Below are 24,566 nucleotides of genomic sequence, written 5' to 3'. Positions count from 1 at the left end.
CGGTCATGACGCGGGTGACGGTGGGCCACAGCCCCGACGCCGACGACGCCTTCATGTTCTACGCGCGGGCCCACGGCAAGGTCGCAATCGAGGGCGTCGAACCCGACGGCTATGCCGAAGTCCACGCCGATATCCAGGCGTTGAATCGACGGGCCTTCGCCGGCGATCTCGATATGTCCCAGGTGTCGGCCGGCGCCTATCCCTATGTCGCGGACACCTACCGCATCACGGCGTGTGGCTCGTCCATGGGTCTCAACTATGGCCCCATCGTCGTAGCCCGAGGCGCCGATACCGATGTTCGCGCCGCGCCGGTCGCGATCCCCGGCGAGCACACCACTGCCTACCTCCTCAGCCGGATTTTGCTTCCCCCGTTCCAGCCGGTCGAGATGGCCTTTGCCGACGTGCTGCCCGCCGTGCGGGACGGCTCGGTGACGGCGGGGATCGTGATTCACGAGGGCCAACTCAACTACGCCGACTACGGGCTGACCAAGCAGGTCGACCTCGGCGAGCGCTGGTTCGCCTCGACCGGTCTGCCCCTGCCGCTGGGCCTCAATGTCGTGCGGCGAGGACTCGGTGAGGGCGAACAGCACGCGTTGGCGGCTGCCCTGAGCGCATCCATCGCCTGGGCCGAGGCGCATCCCGAGCCCGCGCTGGCCTACGCCCGCAGCTTTGCGCCCGAGGTTGACTCGGACCTCACGGCGGCGTTCACGCGGATGTACGTCAACGACTTGACCCGCGACATGGGAACGCCGGGCGCCGCCGGTCTGGAAGAGCTCTACCGCCGCGCGACCGACGCCGGCCTGCTGGAAAGCGTGCCGCCCCTGGATATTCTCCCGGCCTAACGCTCGCTACACTCACGCACGACGACACGGCTCCTGAGAGTCTGACGATGAGCGACGTGCGGCCCTTCTTTGACGCCACTGAAATCGCCGGCGACGCCGACGCGGCCCGCAGCCGCTTCGACCACGACGGCTACCTCTTCGTGCGCGGCCTGCTGCCGCCGCCCGTGGTCTAGGACCTGCGCCGCCAATTCCTCACCGTGCTGCGCGATGCCGACTGGATCGCCGCCGACTCCCCGCCGGACGACCAAGTCGCCGACCTGCGCGCCTTCGCCGTCGAGCCCGAGCCGGCCTACCAGAAGGTCTACAACCAGCTCTACAGGCTGCCCGCGTTTCACGCCCTGCAGCACCGCGCCGAGCTGCTGGACCTCATCGGAGCGGTGCTCGACGCTCCCGTGATTCCGCAGCCGCGCGTCATCGCCCGGGTGCTGTTCCCGGATCGCACCGCCCACACCACGCCGGCGCACCAGGACTTCGTCCCCGTGCAGGGCGCGGCCGACACCATCACGGCCTGGATTCCGCTCACCGACCTGTCTCCGGAAATGGGCGGACTCCAGATCGCGGCCGGCACCCACCGAAAAGGCGTGTTCGACTTCGTGCCGGCGCTGGGCGCCGGCGGCACGGAAATCACCGATCCGCTGCACGGCGCCTGGGTGGGCGGCACCTTCCAGCAGGGCGACGTGCTGTTCTTTCACAGCATGACGGTCCATCGCGGGGCGCCGGCCACGGGCGCTCGGCTGCGACTGTCGGTCGACCTGCGGTTTCAGCGGCTGGCCGATCCCATCGCGCCGGGCAGCCTCAAGCCGCATGACCCCGATGTCACCTGGGAGCAGATTTACGAGGGATGGGCGCCGGGGCAGCACCAATACTTCTGGCGCGACTGGGACCTCGACGTTGCGGAGTTTGACACGCAATACAACGAGAAGCGCGACGCCATGGCCTTGGAGCTGGCCGCCAAGGGCGACGTCGAGGCCCGAGCCACCCTGCTTCGCATCGTCGCCCGCGACCCCGACCCCGCCAAGCAGCGCAAGGCCGCCGAGGCGCTCGCCGGCCTCGAAGCCGACACCGCATAGCGCGCGGCGCTTTCCGCGGAGCCGCCGGCGCCAGGCCTTAGCGCGTTCGCTACACTCACGCACGACGACACGTCTCCTGAGAGTCTGACGATGAACGACGTGCGGCCATTCTTCGACGCCACCGAAATCGCCGGCGACGCCGCCGATGTGCGTAGTCGCTTCGACCGCGACGGCTACCTCTTCGTTCGCGGCCTTCTGCCGCCGCCCGTAGTCGAAGACCTGCGCGGCCAATTCCTTCCCGTGCTGCGTGATTCCGGCTGGATCGCGGCCGACTCCCCGGCGACTGACCAGATCGCCGATCCCAGCGCGTTCGCCGTTGAGCCCGAGCCGGAATACCAGAAGGTCTACAACCGGCTCTACAGCGTGCCCGCGTTTCACGCCCTGCAGCACCGGTCGGAGCTCATGGACCTGATGGAGCGTGTCTTGGACGCCCCCGTCATGCCGCAACCGCGCGTCATCGCCCGCGTGATATTTCCCGAGCGCACGGCCTACACCACCCCGGCGCACCAGGATTTCGTGCCCGTGCAGGGCGCCGCCGACACCATCACCGCCTGGATTCCCCTCACCGAGTTGACGTCGGAGATGGGCGGGCTCGAGATCGCCGCCGGATCGCACCGGAAGGGCGTCTTCGACTTTGTCCCGGCGCTCGGCGCCAGCGGCACGGAGATTTCGGACCCGCTGCATGGGACATGGGTGGGGGGCACGTTTCGGCAAGGCGACGTGCTGTTCTTCCACAGCATGACGGTCCATCGCGGCGCGCCGGCCACAGGAATGCGGCTGCGCCTGTCGGTGGACCTGCGCTTTCAGCGGCTCGCCGATCCGATCTTGCCTGGCAGCTTGAATCCACACGACCCCGATGTCACGTGGGAGGACATCTACGCCGGCTGGGCGTCGGGTCAGCACCAGTACTACTGGCGCGACTGGGACCTCAACATGGGCGAGTTCGACACGCAGTACAACGAAAAGCGCGATGCCATGGCCTTCGAGGTGGCCGCCAAAGGCGGCATCGAGGCCCGCGCCACCCTGCAGCGCATCGTCGCCCGGGATCCCGACCCGGCCAAGAAGCAGAAGGCCGCCGAGGCGCTCGCGGCACTGGAAGCCGAAACCTCCTAGCGCGTGCCCCTCCCCGCGTGATCTGCCGATATCGCGGATGTGCAACTGCGTCTCTCCGACCTCGAGGCAATTCCTCTGCCTGACTCGCGTCTCCGGCTAGCCTCCGCGCTTCTCGCCCTGGTCAGCCTGGGGCTGCTGCTGAGCCTGTTGCCGCGCACGAGCTTCATTGCACGATCCGCCGATGACATTGTGGATGTGGTGGGCCCAGTGTGGCCCGAGCATTCGGTCGAGCAGGTCTTGGATGACGGGATTGGCGCGGTGTCGGAGATTCGCATCTGGGGTGCTGCCGGTGTGGGGCGCGGCGAGGCGCCGGTGGTGGCCGCGCTGGTGCAAGGACCGGACCGAGAGGTCGTCCGCCAGCACCGGGTTGCGATTAAGCCCAGTCATCTCCCCCAGGCATACGTGCTTGAATTCCCGCCCTACTATCCAGTGCCCGGAGAGGCGCTGATTCTGCAGCTTTGGGTGTCGGATGAGCGGAGGAATCACGCCATCTTCGGCGCCACGGCGGCCGGCGGTGAGGGTGGAGGACCGACGCTCAATCTCGATGCGACCGAGCAGGGCCCGCTGGCGTATGAATTGATATGGCGGGGTGACGGCTGGCGAGCGGCGCTGGAAGGCTCCTGGCTGGATCGGTTGCGCCTCGCGGGCGGGATTGCCGCCGGGCTGTTGGCGCTGCTGCTCAGCCCCCCGGTTGCTCGCCGCCTCAGTCGAGCATTCAGGCAGATCGCCGGGAGGCTACGGCCGGTTGGCGCCTGGCTGAGCGTGACGAGCCGGCCAGCCGCGCCTGAATCAAGGCGTCGAGCGATCTACGTCTATCCATGGCTGATCCCGGTGTTCGCCATCCTCCACTATCTCTCCAGCAATCTGTTTCTCCTCAAAGCGCATGAAGCAATTGTGCCGGGAGCGGTCATTTTGGCGGGTGTCACGGGCGTCTTCCTCGGGCTGCGCGTCCTCCTCAAGAGCGCGGCATCCGCGGCATTGCTGACCGGACTCCTTGGAATGGGCTTCTTTTCCTACGGGCACATCTTCGTTGGTCCCGAGGATCATCCCGACAGTCGATTTCTGCTTGGCTTGGGAGTACCGGTGATCGGCGCCCTGGTCCTGGTCCTGCGAGGGCGCTCGGCGTTCCCGCACGCGATCGGGCGAGTCTTGAACTACGCCAGTTGCCTCCTGCTCGTGGCGCCGCTGTACCAGATCGGGCTCGTCCTCTTTGCCGCACCCGACGCCCAGGACGTTGGAGCGCTCAAAGACCCGATAGTCATTGACGAGCGAATCACCGAGGTTACGGGGAGGATTGATCCGAGTGAGATGCCGGATATCTACTACATCATCCCAGACGCCTATCCTCGAAGTGGATCGCCGGCGTCATTCGACAACAGCGAGTTTGTCGGTGAGCTGGAAGACCGTGGCTTTTATGTAGATCCACAAGCGACCAGCAACTATACGTCGACGCCATCCTCAACCACATCGTCGCTTAATATGAGCTATCTGACTGACAAGAGCAATCGAAGCGCAACCGCCAATTGGTGGAGCTCAATTACGGACATATACCAGATATACTATGCAAGCCTCGACCATGCACTTGGGAAGATTCTCACCAATATTGGATACGAATATATTCATGTCTCATCAGGGTGGTTCATGACCACCACCAATCGCAATGCCGATCTCGTGGTGGACTTTACGAGTTCAGGGCCAATCGAGTCTAGATATAGGGAGACGGATCTTATCACCCACTACCCCTATACGATTGGGAATGCAATCAACGTCTCTAACAGATTTATGCGTCATTTCCTCCAGACGACGCTTGTAAAGCACATCGATCGCGATCCTTGTCTGAACTGTATAGTCTCGGGATCATTCAGTTCGGAGCATCCACATAGGGCGCTTCAATGGATCGAATACATGAAAGAGATTGGCAATCGAGATAGTCCAAAACTGGTGGTTGCGCATTTGGTGAAGCCGCACTTCCCCTACTATTTTGATCGATATGGCAATACCTCCTATACAACTCGAAGCGACGGGGAGCTGGAGTTACGGGAGTGGAGCGACGATCATGATCCTTCTGTTGGGCGTGCTTTCTATGGGCAGGTCGCTTGGCTGAATTCAGAATTGCTTGATGTGATCGATGCAATTCTTGACTCGACTGAGACCCCGCCAATGATCGTTATCATGTCTGATCACGGTTATTTGCCGGAGCTCATCAATACTCACGATATTCTGGCGGCATACTATCTTCCGAAAGGCGGTCGGAGTGCGGTCTACTCAGGGATTACCTCGGTGAACGTGTTTCGAGTGATATTGGACTACTATTTCGACTTTGGACTTGGACGTTTGGATGATCGGTTGGTCGTTGACGAATCAGGTTGATCGCGCGGATGTTAGTGCACGAGCAGCGTCTCGGTCGATAGGAGGCGACGCGGGAGTCGGAAAGTTAACCTGCGGTTCCGATTAGCCTCCGCGGTTCTCGCCCTCGTGAGTTTGGGGCTCCTGCTGAGCCTGCTGCCGCGCGCGAGCTTCACTTCACGATCCGCCGGGGACTTTGTGGATGTGGTGGGGCCAGGGTGCCCGAAGCAATCGGTCGAGCAGGTTATGGATTACGGGACTGCCGCGGAAGACGGCACTGTCCTCCCAAATGGGGTGTAGGAGGATGACGGGAAGTGTGTGGTGGATTGACAGGTCCTAGGTTCGGATGGGTGGGCGAGGTAGGAAGTTGTGTAGCGGCGGCAGGCTAGGCGCGGACGCGTCGCGGCTCGCTGCTGAAACCGTCCCGCATCGGTCGCTGTCCACCGACCAGTCCGCGCCAGAGCCATGCCCGATGCGGTATGCCGTCATCGTCGCGTTCGACTTCGATCCGAACGCCTCGACCCCACATGGCGTCGCTTCCGTGCAGCCGCGTGACCGTCGCCTCTAGGCCTAGCCGCAGACTTCCCACGGCGTCCTCGGAATCAACCGGAACCGCGTGGCGGCGGTTCGGATGCGCGTAAAGCGCCTGGACCACGGCTTCCATGGCGGCATCGTCGAGCGCGGGCATGGCATTGTTCCAGTCGGACCGGCGGCGACGATCGTAGCAACCCGGACCGGCGTCGCCCGCGGCGCACCGGCCGACACGACCGAGATCGCACGCGCCGCGCGCTCCGGGCCTTCGCCGATCCATGCTTGGCGTACGATTCTGAGGCATTCCGCATTCCCCGAATCGGCCACATCATGTCGCCCGATGAATATGTCCGCATCCCCGAAGCGGACCTCCGCCGCTTCGATCTCGCGCTTCTGCGAAGTGTCGGCCTGAGCGCCGACGACGCCGGCATCCTGGCCGATAACCTCATTGCCGCCGACATGCGCGGCGTCCGGACCCATGGCCACGTGATGCTGCCGAAGTACTGCAAGGAGATCCGGCGCGGATCGACCAACGTGACCGCGCAGCCACGAATCGTCAGCGAGACGCCTGCGACGGTTCACGTGGACGGTGATCGCGCCCCAGGTGCGGTTGCGGGCCACTTCACCATGCAGGCAGTCATTCGGAAAGCCGGCGCCAGTGGGGCGGCCACCGGGTTCACCAGGGGGAGCAACCACTTCGGCGCGGCGGCCCACTTCGCCATGATGGCGCTGCCGCACCGGATGATCGGGTTTGCCGCCACCAACGCCGGGCCCACGATGTTCCCCTTTGGCGGGCGGAAGCGAATGGTCGGCAACAACCCCATCGCCTTCGCCATTCCCGCGGCTCGGGAGCGCCCCATCGTGCTGGACATGGCCATGTCCGTCTCGGCCAACTCGCGCGTGGCGATTGCCGAACGCTTGGGGCAGACGGTGCCCGAGGGCTGGATCTTGGACCGCCACGGCCAGCCGAGCCGGGATCCCGCCGATCTCGCCGAAGGCTCCGGCGTCTCCATCGGCGGGCCCAAAGGCATCGGTCTGGCGCAAGTGGTCGACCTTTTGGCCGGCGTGCTCGCCGGCGCCAGCTTTGGTCCCAAGGTGGGGCGTCCGCAGCCCGATGGGAGCCAGGGCGACACCGGCCACTGGTTTCACGCCATCGACGTCGCGGCCTTCATGCCGCCCGATGCGTTCACCGCCCTCGTCGATCAGCAGATCGCGCTGTTCCACGACTGTGCTCGCGTGGAAGGTACGTCGCGCATCTACGTGCCCGGCGAGATCGAGTGGGAGCGCTTCGACGAGTCGCGCGAACTGGGTGTGCCGCTGCTGCCATTTGTCGTCGACGACCTCAACGCGGAAGCCGGGCAAACCGGTTCGTCCGAGCGGCTCTAGTCCTGCTCGGTTCCCCCGTTGGGGGCCGAGATCGCCGGCTCGTAGGCCTCCACGAACTCGATCACCTCGCGGGTCACCCGCGCCGGCGTTGAAGCTCCGGCGGTAATCCCCACGCGCTTCGTATCCACGAACCACTGCAGATCGATCTCCGCGACGGTGTCCACCAGATACGCCGGCTTGCCCTTGATGTCACGCACCACCTCGACCAGGCGCCGTGAGTTGGAGCTGCGCTCGCTTCCCACGACCAGCACCAGATCGCATTCGTCGGCCGCGGCAACGGCCGCTTCCTGGCGATCCTGGGTAGCCAGGCAAATGTCGTTGTGCACCTCGGCGTCGGGGTATTTGTCCAAAATGCTGGAGATGATGTCCTCGGTGTCCCACACGCTCAGCGTGGTTTGCGTCGTCACGGCGATGTGCTCCGCACCGAGATCGAGCTTGGCCACGTCGTCCGTCGACGAGACCAGATGCACATGGTCGGGCGCTTCGCCGATTGCGCCTTCCGGCTCGGGGTGGCCCGGCTTGCCCACGTAGATGATCTGGTAGCCCTTGTCGACCAGGTCGATGATCAGGTCGTGCGTCACATAGACGTCGGAGCAGGTGGCGTCGATCACCGTCAACCCGCGGTCCATCGCCCGGGATTTCACCGCCGGCGATACGCCGTGCGCCGTGAGGATCACGGTGCCGCTTTCGATCTTCTCCAGCCCCGCAAACCGATCGTCAAGATCGATGAGCTTCACGTTGTACTGGGCCAGCTCCTGCACCACGTGGGCGTTGTGCACCAGATAGCCCAGCATGTACACGGGGCCTTCGTGCGTTTGACCGGCCTCTTGCGCCAGGCGGATGGCGTCCACGACGCCATGGCAGAATCCCCGCGGCGTTATTCGCAGGACGTCCATCGCAGCTCCCGACTTCGCATTTGCCCCATCCTACCGACCCGGCGCTATCCGGCCAGTTGCGCCGTGAGGCCGGCGGCATCCGTGACCGGCAACTCGCAGGCGAAGTTGCGGCACACATAGGCGGTCGCCGCCCCATTGACCGCCGACCGACCGGCCAATAGCGGCACCGCGGTCGACTCGGAAGGCGCCGCCGCCGCGACCACCTGGCGCGGTCGGTAGGTGGCGAAGGCGGCGTCGATCAGCCCGCGCGTGCCGGGATCCTCGAGGTCGCCCACGATCGCCACCTCGTGCGCGCCCGCGAGCGTGAAATCGGCCGCGCACAGCCACTGTCCGAACCCGGTGGCATGCTCGCCGGCAAATCGCCCCACGAGCGGCAGCGCCTGCGCCACCGCATCGGCGTATCGGGCGTCGCCCGTCAGCGCGGCAAGCTGCGCCAACACCGTCGCCGCCATGGCGTTGCCCGACGGCGTGGCGTTGTCCTGCACGTCTTTAGGTCGGGTGATTAGTGTTTCGTGGTCCTCGCTGGTGTCGAAGAAGCCTCCGGCGGGATCGGCGAAGTGCGCCAGCATCGCGTCCGCCAGCTCGCACGCCCCCTCGAACCATCGGGGATCGAACGTCGTCTGGTAAAGCTCCACCAGTCCGGATGCGAGGCACGCGTAGTCCTCCAGATAGCCGTTCAGCTTGGCCTGCCCGTTGCGCCACGTGCGCCACAGTCGTCCGTTGGGACGGCGCAGCTCGCGCAGCGCAAACTCGCCGGCGCGCACCGCCATGTCGAGGTAGTCGTTGCGATCGAGCACCCGCGCCGCATCCGCCGCCGTCGCCAGCATCAGGCCGTTCCACGCCGTCAGCACCTTGTCGTCCAGACCGGGACGGATGCGGCCCTCGCGCCGCGCGAGCAGCGCCGCCCGCCCCAGCGCCAGCCGCGCCTCGACCTCCTCGGCCGCCAGACCGTGCATCGATGCCAGCACGTCGGCGTCGCGCACCCGCCGCAGGATGGTTTTGCCCTCCCAGTTGCCGTTCGGCGAAACGTCATAGGCATCGCGGAATAGCGGCGCGTCGTCGCCCAGCAGCTCATCCACCTCGGCCAGCGACCAGACGAAGAACTTGCCCTCCTCGCCTTCCGAGTCGGCGTCCTGCGTGCTGAAGAATCCGCCGGCCGGGTGCGTCATCTCGCGCGCCACGTAATCCAGCGTCGCCTCCACCACCGCCCGGTACTCGGGATTGCCGGTAATCTGCCAGGCGTGCAGGTACACCCGCGCTAGCTGCGCGTTGTCGTAGAGCATTTTTTCGAAGTGGGGCGCCAGCCACTCGGCGTCGACGCTGTAGCGGTGGAAGCCGCCGCCCAACTGGTCGTAGATGCCGCCGCGCGCCATTTTCGTCAGGGAACGCTCCACCACCTCTCGCAGCAGCCCCTCGCCCGTGGCCAAGTGCCGACGCAGCAGGAACTCGAGTGCCATGGGCTGCGGAAATTTGGGCGCCGCGCCCCAGCCGCCGTGCTGCCGGTCGTGGCTGGCCGCCAGCACGCGGCTGGCCTGGCTGAGCGTGTGCTCCGTGAGCTCGCTTGCCGACGCGCCCACCTGCACGCGCTGCAGCGCCTCCACGAGCTGCTGGGCGCCGTTGTCCAGGTCGTCGCGCCGAATCACCCAGGCTTCCCATACCTGCTGCAGCAGTTGGAGGAATGACGGCATGCCGTAGCGCGGCTCGGGCGGGAAGTAGGTGCCGCCGTGGAACGGACGCCCGTCGGGCATCAGAAACACCGTCATCGGCCATCCGCCGTGCCCCGTGATCGCCGTCACCGCGCTCATGTAGATCTGATCCAGGTCAGGCCGCTCCTCGCGGTCCACCTTGATCGACACGAAGTGCTCGTTGAGATAGGCCGCCGTGTCGTCATCCTCGAACGACTCGTGCTCCATCACGTGGCACCAGTGGCAGGCCGCGTAGCCGATGCTCAGGAAGATCGGCCGGTTCTCGTCGCGCGACTTGGCCAGCGCCTCTTCGCCCCAGGGAAACCAGTCCACCGGGTTGTGCTGATGCTGCAAGAGGTAGGGGCTGGACTCGGCGGCTAAGCGGTTGGGCACGCGGAAACCCGTCGGTGAGCCGCGCGGCGGTCCGGGCGGCCCCCGATTCTCACCCGCCGTCCGGCTTGCCGCCAACGGTGGACGCGTACCATGCCAGTCCAACAGGCGGATCGAAGGAGTCCCAGCAATGACGCTCAGCGGCAAACGCGCACTGGTCACTGGAGGCAGCCGCGGCGTCGGCGCCGCCACGGTCGAGATGCTGGCCGAGCGCGGCGCCTCCGTCGCCGTGAACTACGTGCGTTCGAAAGACCGCGCCGATGCGGTCGTGGAAGGGGCCCGCGCCCACGGCGTGACCGCTGTTTCCATTGCGGCGGACGTCAGCTCGCCGGACGCCGCGCGCACGCTCGTCGCCGAGGCGGCCGATGCCCTGGGCGGCCTCGACATCCTGGTCAACAACGCGGCGGTCACCCGCTTCAGCGACGTCTTGAACCTCGACAGCGTGGAGGACGAAGCCTGGGAGGTCATCTTCGCCACCAACGTCCAGGGTCTGTTCAACGTCACCCGCGCCGCGGCGCCCCACCTGCGCGCCGGCGGCGCGGGCGTGGTCGTGAACGTGGGGTCGGTCGCCGGCATCGGCGACTCCGGCAGCTCGATTCCCTACTGCGCCTCGAAGGCCGCCGTGCACAGCCTCACCCGCACGCTCGCGCGGGCGCTGGCTCCCGACGTGCGGGTCAACTGCGTCGCGCCCGGGTTCATCAACACCGAGTGGCACTACGACCATCCCGACCCCACCTACGCCGACACCAACCGCGAACGCGCCCGCACCGGCACCTATCTCCAGCGCGTCTGCGAACCGGAGGACGTGGCCGACGCAATCATGGGTTTCGTGGTCCACAACCGCCTGGCTACCGGCCAGGTGCTCATGGTCCACGGCGGCAAGCCGGTCTAGGCGAAAGCCTTCGGGGTAGGGGCGGGTTTCAAACCCGCCCCTACGGGTCACGTCTGCGCATCCAAGCTGGGGGAGCGCCGGACCTCGCGGCGCAATCGGCAATGTAAGTCTCCTTACAAAGCGCCGGCGCGCTCGCTCTCGGCGTCGCGGAACTCACACAGGCGCCGTCCGTGCGCGCCACACACTGGCTGGACCTAGCATGCGGCTCTGATTGCCGCTCTCCGCGACTCGAGAATCGTGGTGCGTACGTCCGGGAGCGCCGCCTCTTGTTTCGCACGTGCCACGCGCGGCGTAGGCGCAGACGGGAGCTAGTTGGAATCTAGCCTGGTCAAGCGCGGCCCGGGGGCGGATCGATGAGGCGGTTTGTGCGCCGCGTGCAGGGCCTTCGAGCCGGCGGCGGCATTCCTATTCCCGAGCTCTCGCTGGGAGGGCTCGCCGCCCATTGCGCGCGCCACCCCTGGCGCACGATCGTCATTTGGGCGGCCATGCTCGTGGCGGCGAGCGCGCTGGTTGCGACGCAGCTGGGCGGCACGCTGACGACCGATCAGCGGATCTCGAACAACCCCGACTACGCGCGCGGCGATCGGATCATCGCCGAACGGTTCGACCGTCCGGACGGCGTCACCGAGCTTGTGATCGTGCGGTCCGAGGCGGGCGTCGTGGAGGAGCCGTCCTTCCGCGCCGTGGTCGAGCAACTGCAAGCCGACCTCACCGCGCTCGGCCCGGCAACGGTCCAGGGCGTGTTCAGCTACTACCAGACCGGCGATCCCTCGCTGGTATCGCGGGACCGCCGATCGTTGCTGCTGCCGGTGCTCATGAGCGGCGGACTCGAGGACGCCATCGTCAACGTCCACCACGTCCACGCGGTCGTCGACGCCATGGAAGCCGAAGGCTTCACCACGCACGTGACCGGTCGCGCCACCGGCGGCCAGGACTTCCGGGAGATTGCCGAGCGCGACCTGCAAAAGGGTGAGCTGGTGGCCCTGCCAATCGCCTTTCTGATTCTTGTCCTGGTCTTTGGCGCCCTGGCCGCGGCGTTGCTCCCGATCATTCTCGCCGGCGTGGCGATCGTCATCGCCCTGGGTGTGACCGCGCTGATCGGCCAAGTGTTCGACCTCTCGTTCTTCGTGGTCAACATGGTCACGATGATGGGTCTGGCCGTCGGCATCGACTACTCGCTATTTGTCGTCTCCCGCTACCGCGAGGAGCGCCGCGCGGGCCGCGACACCGTTGATGCGATCACGACCATGGGAGCTACCGCGAGCCGTGCGGTGCTGATCAGCGGCCTGGTCGTCATCGTGGCCCTGCTCGGGCTGCTGGTCATTCCCGTCAACGTGTTCCAGGGACTCGCGGCCGGCGCGATCCTCGTGGTCGCCGCCGCGGTGTTCGCGGCGCTCACGCTACTCCCGGCGGTTCTCAGCCTCATGGGCGACCGCGTCGATGCGTTTAGCATCCCGCTTCTGGGGCGCCTCGCCGCCATGGCAAAGCGCCGGCGCGGCCGCCCGCTGTGGGACCGCTTGTCATACGCCGTCATGCGCCGACCGATCGTTAGCCTGGTCATCGTCGTGAGTCTGCTGGCCGCGGCCGCGGTGCCCAACATTGGCATCAACACGGGCTCCTCCAGCCTTTCGAGCCTGCCGCCGGGGACTCGGACGCACGACGGGCTCGCCGTGCTGCAGGGCGACTTCCTCGGCGGCCTGGTCTCGCCGGCCCAGATCGTCATCGACGGCGACACGTCGGCTGCCGACGTGCAGGCAGCGGTCGCCCGGCTGCAGACGGCGCTCGCCGAAGCCCCGGACTTCGGTCCCTCGCGCCTCGAAATCAGCCGCGACGGCTCGGCCGCGCTTATCACGGTGCCGCTGGTCGCCGAACCCACCAGTGGAGCCGGCGCCGACGCCGTCCGCCGTCTGCGCGACGAGGTTATTCCGCGGGCGCTCGCCGATGTCGAGGCCGAGGCCTACGTCACCGGCGTCACGGCGCAGAACGTGGCCTATTTCGACGTGGCCACCCAATACACCCCGGTGGTCTTCGGCATTGTTCTCAGCATCAGCTTCGTCCTGCTGCTGGTCGTCTTCCGCTCGCTAATCGTGCCCGCCAAGGCGATCCTCATGAATCTCCTGGCGGTCGGGGCCGCCTATGGCCTGATCGTGCTGGTCTCCCAGATGGGTTTCGCCGCCGATCTGCTCGGCTTTCAGAAGGTCGCGGCCATCGAGGCCTGGGTGCCGATTCTGCTCTTCGCCGTGCTGTTCGGACTCTCCATGGACTATCACGTGTTCCTGCTGAGCCGAATTCGCGAGCGCTTCGAACGGACCGGCGACAACGCCGAGTCCGTGGCGTTTGGCCTGCGGCGGACGGGCGCGCTGATCACCGGCGCCGCCCTGATCATGGTGGCGGTGTTCGGCGGATTCGCCTCCGGAGACCTCGTCGTGTTCCAGCAGATCGGCTTCGGGCTGGCGGTTGCCGTCGCCATCGACGCCACGCTCATCCGCTCCATCCTGGTGCCGGCCTCGATGAAGCTGCTGGGTTCGCGCAACTGGTGGCTGCCGCGACCGTTGCGCTGGCTGCCGCAAGTCCGACTGGAAGGCTCGGTCGCGGCTCCGCCCAAGCCGACGGTCGCCCTCCGCAAACGCCGCACGCCATAGCTCCGAACTAGCCGCGGGTCTCCGCCGGGTCTCGCCGCCGGACTCCTATTGCATCCCGTGTCCCGTCCCGTCACCATGCCTATCAGAGGAGGCCCGCATGCGCATCGACCGCCTGGACGTCTACTACGTCCGAATGCCGCTCATCTACCCCTGGCGGACCGCCTATGGCGAGGACCACGACATCGACTCCGTGCTCGTGAAGGCCACCAGCGGCGACCACGAGGCCTGGGCCGAGGCGACCCCGTTTTTTGCCCCGCACTACGTGAACGAGTGCGCCGGCGGCGTCTTCTACCTGGTGGCCGAGGTGTTCGGCCCGCACGTCGTGGGGCGTGAGTACGACACCGCCCGGGACCTGCACGACCGGCTCGCCTTCGCCAAGGGCAACGGGTTCGCCAAGGCGGCGGTCGAGCTGTGCTGGTGGACGCTGGAGTCCAAGATCACCGGCACGCCGGTCCACCGCTTGCTCGGCGGCGAGACGCGCCCGGTCATCGCCGGCGCCGACTTCGGCGTGCAGGACTCCATCGACATGCTGATCGGCAACATGCAGCAGGCCGTGGACGCCGGCTTCCCGCGCACCAAGCTCAAGGTGCGGCCGGGCTGGGACGTCGACATGCTGCGTGCCGTGCGCTCGACGTTTCCGAATCACCTCATCCACATCGACTGCAACGCGGGCTACACCCTCGACGACCTCGACACGTTCGAGGCCATCGACGAGCTGGGGTTGGCCTTCATCGAGCAGCCGCTGGGCTGGAACGACATCCTCGACCATGCGGAGCTGGCGCGAGCCATCGAGACGCCCATTTGCCTGGACGAATCCGCGCGCGACCTGGAGATGGTGGAGCAGGCCATCCGCATCGGCGCCTGCCACTACGTCAACATCAAGCCCGGCCGCGCGGGCGGCTTCACCAATTCGGTCGCCATGCACGACGTCTGCCGCGACGCCGGCATACCGGTATGGATCGGCGGGATGCTCGAGAGCTCCGTGGGCGCGGCGCTCTGCGTCGAGTTGGCCACCTTGCCCAACTTCACCTATCCCGGCGACCTGTTCCCGTCGTCGAAGTTCTACCGCCAGGACCTGGCGGCGCCGGCGCTTGAGATCGAACCGGATCTGACCTTCGCGCCGGCTACGGAGGGCCTTCCCGAACCCGATCCGGAGCGACTGGAACGTATGTCCACCCGACATGCCGTGGTAACGCCCCCGTCCGCGTAGGGGCGCCCCTAGTGGGCGCCCGTCCGGTTCGATCCGGGCAGCCACAAGGGCTACCCCTACACCGGCCCGGTGGCCCGCGCTGCGTGCAGCGTGGGACTGAGCGTCAGGTAGAGGCGGGTCTGAGACCCGCCCGCACCGAATGGCGCCAAGGCCCCACCTACGCCGACGCCGTCGCCGGCTGCCCTCGCACCCGGTGCGTCTCTCGCACCAACAGCAGGAATATCAGCCCGCTGGCGAACCCCGCCGCCGCCAGGTAGAACGGCGCCGCGTCCGGACCGGCGGCATCCGCCACCACGCCGACGATCAGCGGCCCGCCGGTCATGCCCGTGTTGCCCATGAACTGCCAGACGCCCAGGAACGGGCCCGGCGACTCGCGGGGCGCCAGGTCCGAGCCCAGGGTCAGCATGGCACCCGACCCCCACCCGTTGGCCACGCCGGCGAAGAGCCCCACCACGATCAATCCCACGAAGTCCTGCGCCAGCGGCAGCACGGCCATCGACGCCCCGAGCATGAACATGGACGGCACGTTGGTGAACTTGCGCCCAAACCGGTCCATCACGTAGCCGGCAACCGGGAACAGCGTCATGTCGATGGCCGCCGAGGCGCTCACCACCACGCCGATTTCCGCCGCGTCCAGACCGAGAACGAATGCCCCGTAGATTGGAATGATCACCTGTCGTCCCGCGCGGACGGCCGACGCCAGCACATGCCCCGTGCCGGCGGTCGCGAGGTCGCGCCAGTGCCCCCGCAGCACCGCCCACAGGCTGGCGGGCGCCACGTGCCGCGCGGGCACGCTGCCCAGCGGCCGCTCGACGCGGTGCCGCATCAGCAGCATCGGCAGCACACCGACGGCGGCAAAGAGTCCCGCCACCAGGAAGCACGCCTCGTAGCTCACCAGCTCCGCCAATGCGCCGCCGATGGCGGGACTGGGAAACAGGCTGATACGCATGATCCCGCCGAACAGCGACATCGCCCGTCCGCGGTGGTGCTGCGGCACGGCGGCCACCAGGTGCGACATGCGCGAGATCGTCCAGGTCGCCATGCCGATTCCCGCCAGCGCGCGGAAGACCACCACCAAGGTGTAGTCGCGCGTGAAGCCCATCGCCAGCGTCGCCGCCGCCACCGCCAGCAGTCCCACGATCGCCGAGCGATGCTCGCTCCAGCGCGCCTGCAGCAGACCGGCCGGGACGTTCCAGAGCAGCGTGCCCAGCCCGGTCACCGCCACCGCCAGCGTCACCAGCGTGTAGTTCACGCCCAGCTCCGCCGCGAACAGCGGCAGCGTGGGCGTCAGCATTCCGACGCCGAAGAACATCAGGAACGCCGGCAGATACACGCCGGCGATCAGCGGGCGCAGCGTTTGAAGCACGTCGGGGATGCGCACGGGCCGGAATATAAGGCACGCGCGTTCCTGCGCTGCCGCGCCGCGTCCTATGCTGGCGTTTTCTCGCCGCAGAGGACACACCCATGAAAGCCATTCGCGTCAACACGCCGGGCGGCATCGAGGCGCTCAGCTACGAAGACATCCCCGACCCGTCGCCCGCGCCCAACGAAGTCCTGGTGCGCACCGAAGCCGCCGGGGTGAACTACATCGACACCTACCAGCGCACCGGCCGCTACCCGGTTGAGCCGCCCTTCACCCTCGGCATGGAAGGCGCGGGCGTGGTGGTGGAGGTCGGGTCGGACGTGACGACGCTCGAGGCTGGCGATCGCGTCGCGCACGGCACCGAAATCGGTTCAAATGCCGAATTGCAGGCCGTCGCGGCCGACCGGCTGGTCCGCATTCCGGAAGCGCTGGATACCCGCACCGCCGCTGCCGTCATGCTCCAGGGCTGCACGGCGCACTACCTCACGACGTCGAGCTTTCCGCTGCGCGCCGGCCACACCGCATTGGTGCACGCGGGCGCCGGCGGCGCCGGTCGTCTGATCATTCAGATGGCGAAGAAAGCAGGCGCGGAAGTCATCACGACGGTCGGCACGCCCGCCAAGGCGGAAGTCGCGCGCGACGTTGGCGCGGATCACGTCATCAACTACACCGAGGAGGACTTCCTGCCCAGGGTCCGCGAGCTCACCGACGGGACCGGCGTGGACGTGGTTTACGACGGGGTCGGAAAGGCCACCTTCGACCGTGGGCTCGACTGCCTCAAGCCGCGCGGCTACATGGTGCTCTTCGGCGCCGCCAGCGGGCCCGTGCCGCCCATGGACCCGCAGGTCCTCAACCAGAAGGGCTCGCTATTCCTGGCGCGTCCGAGCCTTGGGCACCATCTCATCACCTCCGAAGAGTTCGCCTGGCGCACCTCGTCCGTGCTCGGCTGGGTCGCGGACGGCTCGCTGGAGCTGAAGATCCACGGCGAATACGCCCTGGCCGACGCCGCGCAAGCCCACACCGACCTCGAAGGCCGCGCCACGACCGGGAAGCTGCTGCTGATTCCGTAGGAGACTTTGCACCGGGTCCCTATCCCCTGGAAAGAGGCCAATGTGTAACCCCGCCGTCATTTCGGCGAAGGCCGGAATCCAGTCCGGTTGAATCTGGAGGCGCATGGGAAACCTGGAGGTGAGCCTGCCCCCGATTCACGCGGGGCGCGACTGGTATCGCTTCAGGTCCCCTTGATCACGTAGGTGAGGCGGGAAACTTCCTCGAACCCCAGCTTCTCGGCGACTCGGAGCGACGCCAGGTTGTCCTCGCCGCAACTCCAGACGGGGATTCGACCTTGCTCTTGGACCCGCCTCGCCACGATGGACGCGGCGGCCGTGGCGAATCCTCGCCCGCGCCAGGCTCCCTGCGTTTCGACCCCGATGTCGGCGTATCGGTCGATGACGGCGCTGGTGTGGGCCGTTCCGACAACTTGGCCATCCACCACCGCGCCCGCGACCACACCCTCGAGCAACAGCCTGGACAAGCTGCCGAAGTCTCCGCCGTGTATTCCGTAGCCGGCCAGCAGGCCGGCGTCACGGATGCCCAATTGCCGGACTGCCGAATCTTCGAATACCGGCGCCGGCTCGGTGAGAGTGTGGTAGACGCCCTCGTAGTAGCGGACGCGAACTCCCGTGGCTTCGTTCATCAGCGCGCCCAGCCGAGGAGCCACCGCCGGCACCACTTCCACGCACGTCCAACCGTCGAGGCCGCGCAGCAGGTCCCAGAGCCCCTGCGCATTGGTCCCTAGTCCGAACGGCTCCTCCGGCAGGCTGTCTCTCTGCACGACCACCGCGTCAGGCGATCCCGCGTCTCCAACGGCGTAGGCCTGGCTCGTCCCGAAGCGCAGCAAGTGGATCGGGATGACCGTCTCAGGCGTTTCATCGATTGCCTGTAGGAGCCTGCGGACCTCATCGACCTTCAGCGGCCCCGGACCCTGGCTCCCAGGTCTCATCGGGTGGCTAGCTTCGGCTTTGGATGTCGGGGGAGCGGCGGCTATCCGTTCGCCCTCGTGTCAAGCACGGGGCAGGCTCTGGGCTGGTCCAAGGGCGTGGTTCGACGGAGTCTGTCCTGAGCCTGCCGAAGGGCTCACCACGAACGGGACTTGATCTCACGGTTGGACACCCTGGTGAGCCAGAGGCGCGGACGCTTGGGCTACGACCAGTCGCCCAAGCCCGGCTCGCGGCCGAAGGCCTCCAGCTCCGCCTGCGCGCCCTGGAGCACGTAGAGCACGTCGGCACCGAGGGTGACGAAGCGCGCCCCGTGCTCGATCCAGCGCTTCGCGGAGTCGGGCGGGCCGGCGGAGATGCCCGGAATCTTGCCCTGGTTCCGGCAGGCCTCGAACACGCCGACGACGCAATCCGTGTGCTCCGTGCTTCCCTGCGCGTGCCCGATCGACGCGGCAAGGTCGGCCGGGCCGACCCAGGTTCCGTCGACGCCGTCCACCGCCATGATCTCGTCGGCCGCCTCGGCGGCCTGCTTGGACTCGATCTGCACCATGATGAGCAGCTCGTCGTTGATCCGGTTCATGTACTCCGGCCACTGCGCAATCGCCCCCGCCGCGCCGAGCGACCGGCCGCCCGCGGGCGGATACTTGCAGGCGTGCACGACCTGCTCCGCCTCCTCGGGCGAATCCACCATCGGCACGACGATCCCGGTGCAGCCCTCGTCGAGCAGGTGCCCGACGGCGGTGTACTCGCTGCTGAGCACTCGGGGAATGGGCACCGCGCCACCGGCCCTCGCCGCCATGAACGCCGCCGAGGTGGATTCCCGCCCCCAGGTGCCGTGCTGATTGTCGATCAAGACCCAATCGAACCCCTGCCGCGCGAGCAGCTCCACGATGTTTGGGCTGCCGAGCGCGACACCGACGCCCAGGGCCACCTCGCCGCGGCGCAGCTTGGCCTTGACGGGATTGGTCAATGAGTCGATGCGTGCCATGTCTCGTTACTCCCGTAAGCTCGCCAGGGCGTTGAACTCCGCCGCCGCACTGCTTCCCACGTAGATCTTGTCGCCGCCGGCGCTGACGAAGGTGCAGCCGGCCGCCACCCACTTCTCGACCTGCTCCACGCTGCCCGCAGCGATGCCCGCGGCCTTTCCGTGCCGCTTGCAGGCCGCGATCATCTCGTTTACCGCCGCGTCGTGCTCGGGCGTGTTGCGCGCGTGGCCCAGCGAGTTCGCCAGGTCGGCCGGTCCGAGCCAGCAGGCGTCGATTCCCTCCACCGACATGATTGCGTCGGCACTCTCGATGGCCTCGCGTGATTCGAGCTGGATCGCCACCAGAATCTCGTCGTTGGCCTGCTCGCGATAGCTGGGGCCGTACACGCTCGCGCCGCTGACGCCGTCCGAGCGGCTGCCGACGGGCGGATAGCGGCAGGCTTGGACCACCCGCTCGGCCTCCTCGCGGTTCTCCACCATGGGCACGATCACGCCCAATGCGCCCTCGTCGAGTAGCCGGCCGATGGCGTAGTAGTCGTTTTCGGGCGCGCGCACCATGGGCGTCGACCCGCCCGCCCGCACGCCCATCATGGCCAGGGACGAGGACTGCCGGTCCCACATGCCGTGCTGGTTGTCGACCATCACCCAGTCGAACCCCGCGCGCGCCAGCACCTCGGCCAGAAACGGCGCGCCCATCCCGCAGCTGACGCCGAGCGCCACCTTGCCGCTCTGGAGCCGCTGCTTCGCGCGATTGGTCAGCATCGGGAAGTTCCTTCAGGCACGCACGTTCCGCGGCGCGACGCTACGCGCCATCCGGCTATCAGTCAACAGACGGTCGCTTCACGCCCAGCCCAACGCCGTCGCCGACCTGAACGATCGTGCTGTCGAGCCGCGTGTCGGCAAGAAAGGCCTCGTTGAAGGCGCGGATGATCGGCGTCGACTCGCGATGGAAGTCGCTGTCCTCCGGCTCGTGCGCCGCCTGACCCAGCCACAGCAGGTTGTCCAGCGCCACCACGCCGCCGGGCCGCAGCCGCTCCACCACCGCATCGAGGTACTGCGGATACGAGCCCTTGTCGGCGTCCACGTAGGCGAAGTCGAACGGTCCATCGATTCCAGCGAGCGTCTCCAGCGCCGGTCCGGTGACCAGCGTTACCCGATGGCCCACCCCCGCGCGATCCGCGTTGACGCGCGCACGCTCATGCATCTCCGGGTCGATGTCCAGCGTGACCAGCTCGCCGCCGTCGCCCAGCGCCGAGGCGATGGCGATGGCCGAGTAGCCGATGTTGGTGCCGATCTCCAGCGCGCGGCGTGCGCCCATGGCTCGCACGACCAGCGACAGCAGGCGCGTGCTCGGCCGTTCCGTGATCGGCAGGCCGTCGCGGTCGGCCTCGGCCTCCATGCCGAGCAGCACGGGACCGATGTCGGGGTGGATGCGCTCCAGGTAGGCGCTATCGCGAATGTGCCGCTCGCCGGAGTGGCGATACTCATGCGCCATTGGGCCGCTCCTCCCGCGCGCTCAGTCCCACGGGTCCCGGCCGTCCGACTTGTCCGGCCAGCGCGTGATCACGACCTTCGGGTCGGTGTAGAACCGCACCAGCTCGGTGGACTGGGCGTGGATGTCGCCGAAGAACGATTGCTTGCGTCCGCCAAAGGGATAGAAGGCCATCGGCGCCGCCACGCCGACGTTGATGCCGACATTGCCGACGTTCACTTGCCGCGTGAACTCGCGCGCCGCGCCGCCGCTGTTGGTGTAGAGCGTGGCGGCGTTGCCGAAGGGGCTGGCTTCTACCATGTCGATGGCGTCCTGCAGCGTCTCGGCGTGCATCAGGCTCACCACCGGCCCGAAGATCTCGTCGCGCACCACCGGCATGTCGGGGGTCACCTCGTGCAGCACCGTCGCGCCCACCCAATAGCCGCCCGGCAGCCCCTCGACCGTCGCGCCGCGCCCGTCGAGCAGCATTTCAGCGCCGCCTTTGATCGCTTGATCGATATACGTGAACGCGCGGTCGCGCGACTCGGCGGAAATCACCGGGCCCATGCCCGTGTCGGGATCGAGCCCGTCACCCAACCGAATTGAAGATGTTGCTTCGACCAGCCGTTCCGTGAGCTCCTCGCGCACGTCGCCCACCGTCACCACCACCGACCCGGCCAGGCATCTTTGGCCGGCGCAGCCATAGGTCGAACCGCAGATATTCGGAATCGCGGCGTCCAGGTCGGCGTCCGGCAGCACCACCAGGTGATTCTTCGCCCCGCCCTGGCACTGCGCCCGCTTGCCGTGACGGGTGGCGGTTTCGTACACCGCCCGCGCCACCGGCGTCGAGCCCACGAACGACACCCCGGCCACGTCGGGATGCGCGCTCAGCGCCTGCGCCTGCTCGCCTTCGCCATGCACCAGGTTCATCACTCCGGGCGGGAATCCCGCTTCCGCCGTCAGCTCCGTGAGCAGCGTCTGGCTCAGCGGCGTCTTTTGCGAGGGCTTGGTCACGAAGGTGTTGCCGCAGGCCACCGCCAGCGGCGCGAACCAGAAGGGCACCATCGCTGGAAAGTTGAACGGTCCGATCTGCGCAAATACGCCCAGCGGTTCGCGGATCGAGTGCTCGTCGATGGCCGCCGAGATGTCGCTGGAAAACGAGCCTTGCTGCAAGGTTGGGATTCCTGCGGCCACCTCGACATTTTCGACGGCCCGCAAGACCTCTCCTCGGGCTTCTTCCAGCGTCTTGCCGTTCTCGATGGTCACGGTGCGGGAGAGCTCCTCGAACCGGTCCCGCATCAGCGAATGCAGCCGAAATAGCACCCGTCCGCGATCGACGGCCGGGGTGTCGCGCCAGGCCGGAAAGGCCGCCTTGGCCGCCTGCACGGCCGCGTCGATCTCAGACTCGGTCGACAGCGGGACGCTCGCGATCACCTCGCCCGTCGCCGGATTGTCGGCGTCCAGGCGATCGGTGCTGGCCGATTCCACCCACTCGCCATTGATCCAGTTGCTCAGCCGCCTGACCTCAGCGCCCATGCCGACCCAACCTCCGACCACCCGTGACGTTCATGCGTGGTGCTGCCCATATGATTCCCGATCCACGTATCGAACGGTACGACATCCGGCGCCTGGCCCACGGCATCGCGCCATCGCGCAGTGCCTTGTAGGGGCGCCCCTTGTGGGCGCCCCTCGGACTCGAACCGGGCAGCCACAAGGGCTGCCCCTACACCGAACGACCGACACGTGCGCCTCAGGCCGTACACTCGGGCCAGCGCAGGACCGCGCCGAAGACCCATGACGTCCGAAGCCGTGCTCTCCAGCCGGGAGCCTTCCGCCGCCGTCGGGCGAGCCGTGGCGGACCTCGAAACCCCGGCGCTGGTGATCGACCTCGCCGTGCTCGACGCCAATATCGCGCGCATGGTGGCCACCGCGCGCACGGCGGGCTCGCGGCTGCGTCCGCACGTCAAGACCCACCGCATGGCGACGGTCGCGGCGCGTCTGCGGCAGGCGGGCGCCGAGGGCATCTGCTGCGCCAAGGTCGGCGAGGCCGAGGCCTTTGCCGACGCCGGCTTTGACGACATCTTCATCGCCAACCAGGTCGTCGGCGCGTCGCGCCTGATTCGCCTCGTGGAGCTCGCCGAGCGCACCCGCCTCGCCGTGGGCGTCGATCATGCGGAGCACGTGCGGATGCTCGGCGCGGCCTTCGCGTCGGCGAGCGCGACGATCGACGTGTCAATCGAGATCGATACCGGCCAATGTCGCACCGGCGTTGCGACTGCCGAGGCTGCCGTCGAACTCGCGCGGCAGACGCTCGACACCGACGGCCTCAACCTGCGCGGCATCTACACCCACGAAGGGCATGACTATCAGGCCGCGGATCCGGCCGGCGTCCATGCCGCCGCCGCGGAGTCCCAGCAGCTGATGACCGGCGTCGCCGACGCGATCCGGGCTGCGACCCGTGCTCCGTGCGAGGTGAGCATGGGCTCGTCGCCGTCGTTCCTGCTCGAGTCGTTCCACGCGCCCATCGACGAGCTGCGCCCGGGCACGGCCGTGTTCAACGACGCGTCGCACGCGCACCTGCTGGGGCACACCGAGTGGTGCGCGGCGACGGTGCTGGCCACGGTGGTGAACCTGCCGGCGCCCGATCGGGTGGTCATCGACGCCGGCGCCAAGGCGCTCACCTCCGACCGTCGCGGCCCCGGCGTGCTGGCAAACACCGGTCACGGCATGGTGGTAGGCCATCCGGAAGCCGTCATCACCAGCGTGTCCGACGAGCACGGCGTGATCGCCGCGCCGGACGCGAGCGCTTTCGCCATCGGTCAGACGTTGCGCGTCATTCCCAACCACATCTGTCCCTGCGTCAATCTCTACGACCATGCCTTCGCCGCGCGGGAGGGTATCGTTGAGGCCGTTTGGCACGTCACCGCGCGCGGCCGCAGCCAGTAGCGGTCCGCGGTCGCCACGGCGGAGGGACGCATGGGTCGTTTGGACGGTCAGGTCGCGCTGGTCACGGGAGCCGGAGGCGCCATCGGCACCGCCGCCGCGCTCGGGCTCGTGCGCGCCGGCGCTCGGGTGGCGCTCACCAGCCGCAGCCCCGATCGCCTGGCCGTCGCCGCGGCCGCCGTCGCTGACGCGAGCGGCGCCGAGGTCCCGACCTACGTCGCGGATTTCATGGACCCATCCCAGGTCGAGGCGCTCGCGTGCTGGGCGACGGAGACCTTGGGAGGGGTCGACGTGCTGGTCAACAACGCCGGCGCCAACTCGCCCCACCGCAGCTCGGCGACGGCGGACGCCGCCCTCGATGAGCTCTTCCGCATCAACGTCACCGCCGGGGCGATCCTCTGCCGTGGGCTGATTCCCGGCATGATCGAGCGCGGCGGCGGCACGATCGTGAGCGTGGCGTCGTTCGCGGTCTACAGCCCGGGGCCGCTGGGCGGCGCGGCCTATGCGGCGTCCAAGGCGGCGCTGCTCAACTACATGGGCAGCGTCAACGCCGAGTTCCGCAACCGGGGTATCCGCGCCTGCACGGTCCTGCCCGGCGAGGTGGACACGCCGCTGCTCGCGCAGCGACCGCGCCCGCCGACGGCGGAGGACCGCGCCACCATGATCGGGGCCGACGACGTCGCCGACGCCATCGTCTTCTGCGCCGCCACGCCCGGGCGCACGCTCATCGAGGAAATCTCGATTCGGCCAACCGTGCTCCGCGACACGACCGAAGACGTGCGCATCGCACTAGGGCAAGGCTGA

General features: G+C 67.5%; 21 protein-coding genes. 12 read left to right on the top strand and 9 right to left on the bottom strand.

The features are described from left to right. The first annotated feature begins 5 nt into the window (after positions 1–5). The 5 genes from OXG33_02645 (at position 6) to OXG33_02625 (ending at position 5,395) form a co-directional block, all read left to right on the top strand. Positions 6–842 carry an ABC transporter substrate-binding protein gene (locus tag OXG33_02645; GenBank protein ID MCY4112824.1) on the top strand — a complete coding sequence of 279 codons (837 nt, stop codon included), beginning with the start codon at positions 6–8 and terminating at the stop codon, positions 840–842. Between the two features lie 47 nt (positions 843–889). Beyond that, complete coding sequence (locus OXG33_02640) at positions 890–1,015, top strand: hypothetical protein (GenBank protein ID MCY4112823.1); 126 nt, start codon at positions 890–892, stop codon at positions 1,013–1,015. A 24-nt stretch (positions 1,016–1,039) separates the two neighbouring features. Then, positions 1,040–1,912: a phytanoyl-CoA dioxygenase family protein gene (locus tag OXG33_02635; protein ID MCY4112822.1), complete on the top strand. Its 873-nt coding sequence runs from the start codon at positions 1,040–1,042 to the stop codon at positions 1,910–1,912. Between the two features lie 90 nt (positions 1,913–2,002). Continuing rightward, positions 2,003–3,025 carry a phytanoyl-CoA dioxygenase family protein gene (locus tag OXG33_02630; protein MCY4112821.1) on the top strand — a complete coding sequence of 341 codons (1,023 nt, stop codon included), beginning with the start codon at positions 2,003–2,005 and terminating at the stop codon, positions 3,023–3,025. Between the two features lie 39 nt (positions 3,026–3,064). After that, positions 3,065–5,395 carry a sulfatase-like hydrolase/transferase gene (locus tag OXG33_02625; GenBank protein ID MCY4112820.1) on the top strand — a complete coding sequence of 777 codons (2,331 nt, stop codon included), beginning with the start codon at positions 3,065–3,067 and terminating at the stop codon, positions 5,393–5,395. 361 nt (positions 5,396–5,756) lie between these two features. On the opposite strand, the gene OXG33_02620 is transcribed toward OXG33_02625, so the two are convergent. Next, on the bottom strand, positions 5,757–6,059 hold the full coding sequence (locus tag OXG33_02620) for a hypothetical protein (GenBank protein ID MCY4112819.1): 303 nt from the start codon (positions 6,057–6,059) through the stop codon (positions 5,757–5,759). Between the two features lie 125 nt (positions 6,060–6,184). Here OXG33_02620 and OXG33_02615 point away from each other — a divergent pair, with 125 nt between their 5' ends. Continuing rightward, the gene (locus OXG33_02615; protein ID MCY4112818.1) at positions 6,185–7,288 is read left to right on the top strand and encodes an Ldh family oxidoreductase; all 1,104 of its coding nucleotides are present in this window, start codon (positions 6,185–6,187) and stop codon (positions 7,286–7,288) included. Here OXG33_02615 and OXG33_02610 read toward each other — a convergent pair. After that, positions 7,285–8,184 carry a 4-hydroxy-3-methylbut-2-enyl diphosphate reductase gene (locus OXG33_02610; GenBank protein ID MCY4112817.1) on the bottom strand — a complete coding sequence of 300 codons (900 nt, stop codon included), beginning with the start codon at positions 8,182–8,184 and terminating at the stop codon, positions 7,285–7,287. The two genes, OXG33_02615 and OXG33_02610, sit on opposite strands and share 4 nt — an antisense overlap. A 44-nt stretch (positions 8,185–8,228) precedes the next feature. Then, the gene (locus OXG33_02605) at positions 8,229–10,262 is read right to left on the bottom strand and encodes a thioredoxin domain-containing protein (GenBank protein ID MCY4112816.1); all 2,034 of its coding nucleotides are present in this window, start codon (positions 10,260–10,262) and stop codon (positions 8,229–8,231) included. A gap of 127 nt (positions 10,263–10,389) precedes the next feature. Between OXG33_02605 and OXG33_02600 the strand changes: the two genes are divergently transcribed. The 3 genes from OXG33_02600 (at position 10,390) to menC (ending at position 15,003) form a co-directional block, all read left to right on the top strand. Beyond that, a complete protein-coding gene (locus OXG33_02600; protein ID MCY4112815.1) occupies positions 10,390–11,151 on the top strand; it encodes an SDR family NAD(P)-dependent oxidoreductase in 762 nt (253 codons plus the stop codon). Positions 11,152–11,504: 353 nt separating this feature from the next. Continuing rightward, positions 11,505–13,793 carry an MMPL family transporter gene (locus OXG33_02595; GenBank protein ID MCY4112814.1) on the top strand — a complete coding sequence of 763 codons (2,289 nt, stop codon included), beginning with the start codon at positions 11,505–11,507 and terminating at the stop codon, positions 13,791–13,793. A gap of 97 nt (positions 13,794–13,890) precedes the next feature. After that, positions 13,891–15,003 carry an o-succinylbenzoate synthase gene (gene menC / locus OXG33_02590; GenBank protein MCY4112813.1) on the top strand — a complete coding sequence of 371 codons (1,113 nt, stop codon included), beginning with the start codon at positions 13,891–13,893 and terminating at the stop codon, positions 15,001–15,003. A gap of 157 nt (positions 15,004–15,160) precedes the next feature. Here menC and OXG33_02585 read toward each other — a convergent pair whose 3' ends face one another. Then, a complete protein-coding gene (locus OXG33_02585; protein MCY4112812.1) occupies positions 15,161–16,369 on the bottom strand; it encodes an MFS transporter in 1,209 nt (402 codons plus the stop codon). Between the two features lie 98 nt (positions 16,370–16,467). On the opposite strand from OXG33_02585, the gene OXG33_02580 reads away from it, so the two are divergent. Beyond that, on the top strand, positions 16,468–17,436 hold the full coding sequence (locus OXG33_02580) for a quinone oxidoreductase (GenBank protein MCY4112811.1): 969 nt from the start codon (positions 16,468–16,470) through the stop codon (positions 17,434–17,436). A 161-nt stretch (positions 17,437–17,597) separates the two neighbouring features. Here the strand turns inward: OXG33_02580 and OXG33_02575 are convergent, their stop codons facing one another. The 5 genes from OXG33_02575 to OXG33_02555 all read right to left on the bottom strand — a co-directional run bounded on the left by OXG33_02575 (position 17,598) and on the right by OXG33_02555 (position 22,355). Next, complete coding sequence (locus OXG33_02575) at positions 17,598–18,368, bottom strand: GNAT family N-acetyltransferase (GenBank protein ID MCY4112810.1); 771 nt, start codon at positions 18,366–18,368, stop codon at positions 17,598–17,600. A 200-nt stretch (positions 18,369–18,568) separates the two neighbouring features. Then, the gene (locus OXG33_02570) at positions 18,569–19,351 is read right to left on the bottom strand and encodes an aldolase/citrate lyase family protein (protein ID MCY4112809.1); all 783 of its coding nucleotides are present in this window, start codon (positions 19,349–19,351) and stop codon (positions 18,569–18,571) included. Between the two features lie 6 nt (positions 19,352–19,357). Further along, a complete protein-coding gene (locus OXG33_02565) occupies positions 19,358–20,110 on the bottom strand; it encodes an aldolase/citrate lyase family protein (protein MCY4112808.1) in 753 nt (250 codons plus the stop codon). Between the two features lie 58 nt (positions 20,111–20,168). Next, the gene (locus tag OXG33_02560; protein MCY4112807.1) at positions 20,169–20,843 is read right to left on the bottom strand and encodes an O-methyltransferase; all 675 of its coding nucleotides are present in this window, start codon (positions 20,841–20,843) and stop codon (positions 20,169–20,171) included. Positions 20,844–20,864: 21 nt separating this feature from the next. After that, on the bottom strand, positions 20,865–22,355 hold the full coding sequence (locus tag OXG33_02555; protein ID MCY4112806.1) for a CoA-acylating methylmalonate-semialdehyde dehydrogenase: 1,491 nt from the start codon (positions 22,353–22,355) through the stop codon (positions 20,865–20,867). Positions 22,356–22,613: 258 nt separating this feature from the next. On the opposite strand from OXG33_02555, the gene OXG33_02550 reads away from it, so the two are divergent. Both OXG33_02550 and OXG33_02545 read left to right on the top strand, forming a co-directional pair. Beyond that, on the top strand, positions 22,614–23,765 hold the full coding sequence (locus tag OXG33_02550) for an alanine racemase (GenBank protein MCY4112805.1): 1,152 nt from the start codon (positions 22,614–22,616) through the stop codon (positions 23,763–23,765). A 30-nt stretch (positions 23,766–23,795) separates the two neighbouring features. After that, complete coding sequence (locus tag OXG33_02545; protein ID MCY4112804.1) at positions 23,796–24,566, top strand: SDR family NAD(P)-dependent oxidoreductase; 771 nt, start codon at positions 23,796–23,798, stop codon at positions 24,564–24,566.

Source organism: Chloroflexota bacterium (genome assembly GCA_026708035.1).
Taxonomy (GTDB): Bacteria; Chloroflexota; UBA11872; order UBA11872; family UBA11872; genus JAJECS01.
Note: the sequence above shows the minus strand (reverse complement) of the source record. Positions and strands in the feature narration are given on the sequence as shown.

Excerpts from the sequence above, each read along its gene's own strand:
- menC (MCY4112813.1), top strand. The coding sequence starts at position 13,891 with ATGCGCATCGACCGCCTGGACGTCTACTACGTCCGAATGCCGCTCATC.
- OXG33_02555 (MCY4112806.1), bottom strand. The coding sequence starts at position 22,355 with ATGGGCGCTGAGGTCAGGCGGCTGAGCAACTGGATCAATGGCGAGTGG.
- OXG33_02580 (MCY4112811.1), top strand. The coding sequence starts at position 16,468 with ATGAAAGCCATTCGCGTCAACACGCCGGGCGGCATCGAGGCGCTCAGC.
- OXG33_02630 (MCY4112821.1), top strand. The coding sequence starts at position 2,003 with ATGAACGACGTGCGGCCATTCTTCGACGCCACCGAAATCGCCGGCGAC.
- OXG33_02570 (MCY4112809.1), bottom strand. The coding sequence starts at position 19,351 with ATGGCACGCATCGACTCATTGACCAATCCCGTCAAGGCCAAGCTGCGC.
- OXG33_02620 (MCY4112819.1), bottom strand. The coding sequence starts at position 6,059 with ATGCCCGCGCTCGACGATGCCGCCATGGAAGCCGTGGTCCAGGCGCTT.
- OXG33_02565 (MCY4112808.1), bottom strand. The coding sequence starts at position 20,110 with ATGCTGACCAATCGCGCGAAGCAGCGGCTCCAGAGCGGCAAGGTGGCG.
- OXG33_02560 (MCY4112807.1), bottom strand. The coding sequence starts at position 20,843 with ATGGCGCATGAGTATCGCCACTCCGGCGAGCGGCACATTCGCGATAGC.
- OXG33_02640 (MCY4112823.1), top strand. The coding sequence starts at position 890 with ATGAGCGACGTGCGGCCCTTCTTTGACGCCACTGAAATCGCCGGCGAC.
- OXG33_02545 (MCY4112804.1), top strand. The coding sequence starts at position 23,796 with ATGGGTCGTTTGGACGGTCAGGTCGCGCTGGTCACGGGAGCCGGAGGC.
- OXG33_02595 (MCY4112814.1), top strand. The coding sequence starts at position 11,505 with ATGAGGCGGTTTGTGCGCCGCGTGCAGGGCCTTCGAGCCGGCGGCGGC.
- OXG33_02575 (MCY4112810.1), bottom strand. The coding sequence starts at position 18,368 with ATGAGACCTGGGAGCCAGGGTCCGGGGCCGCTGAAGGTCGATGAGGTC.
- OXG33_02550 (MCY4112805.1), top strand. The coding sequence starts at position 22,614 with ATGACGTCCGAAGCCGTGCTCTCCAGCCGGGAGCCTTCCGCCGCCGTC.
- OXG33_02610 (MCY4112817.1), bottom strand. The coding sequence starts at position 8,184 with ATGGACGTCCTGCGAATAACGCCGCGGGGATTCTGCCATGGCGTCGTG.
- OXG33_02645 (MCY4112824.1), top strand. The coding sequence starts at position 6 with ATGACGCGGGTGACGGTGGGCCACAGCCCCGACGCCGACGACGCCTTC.
- OXG33_02600 (MCY4112815.1), top strand. The coding sequence starts at position 10,390 with ATGACGCTCAGCGGCAAACGCGCACTGGTCACTGGAGGCAGCCGCGGC.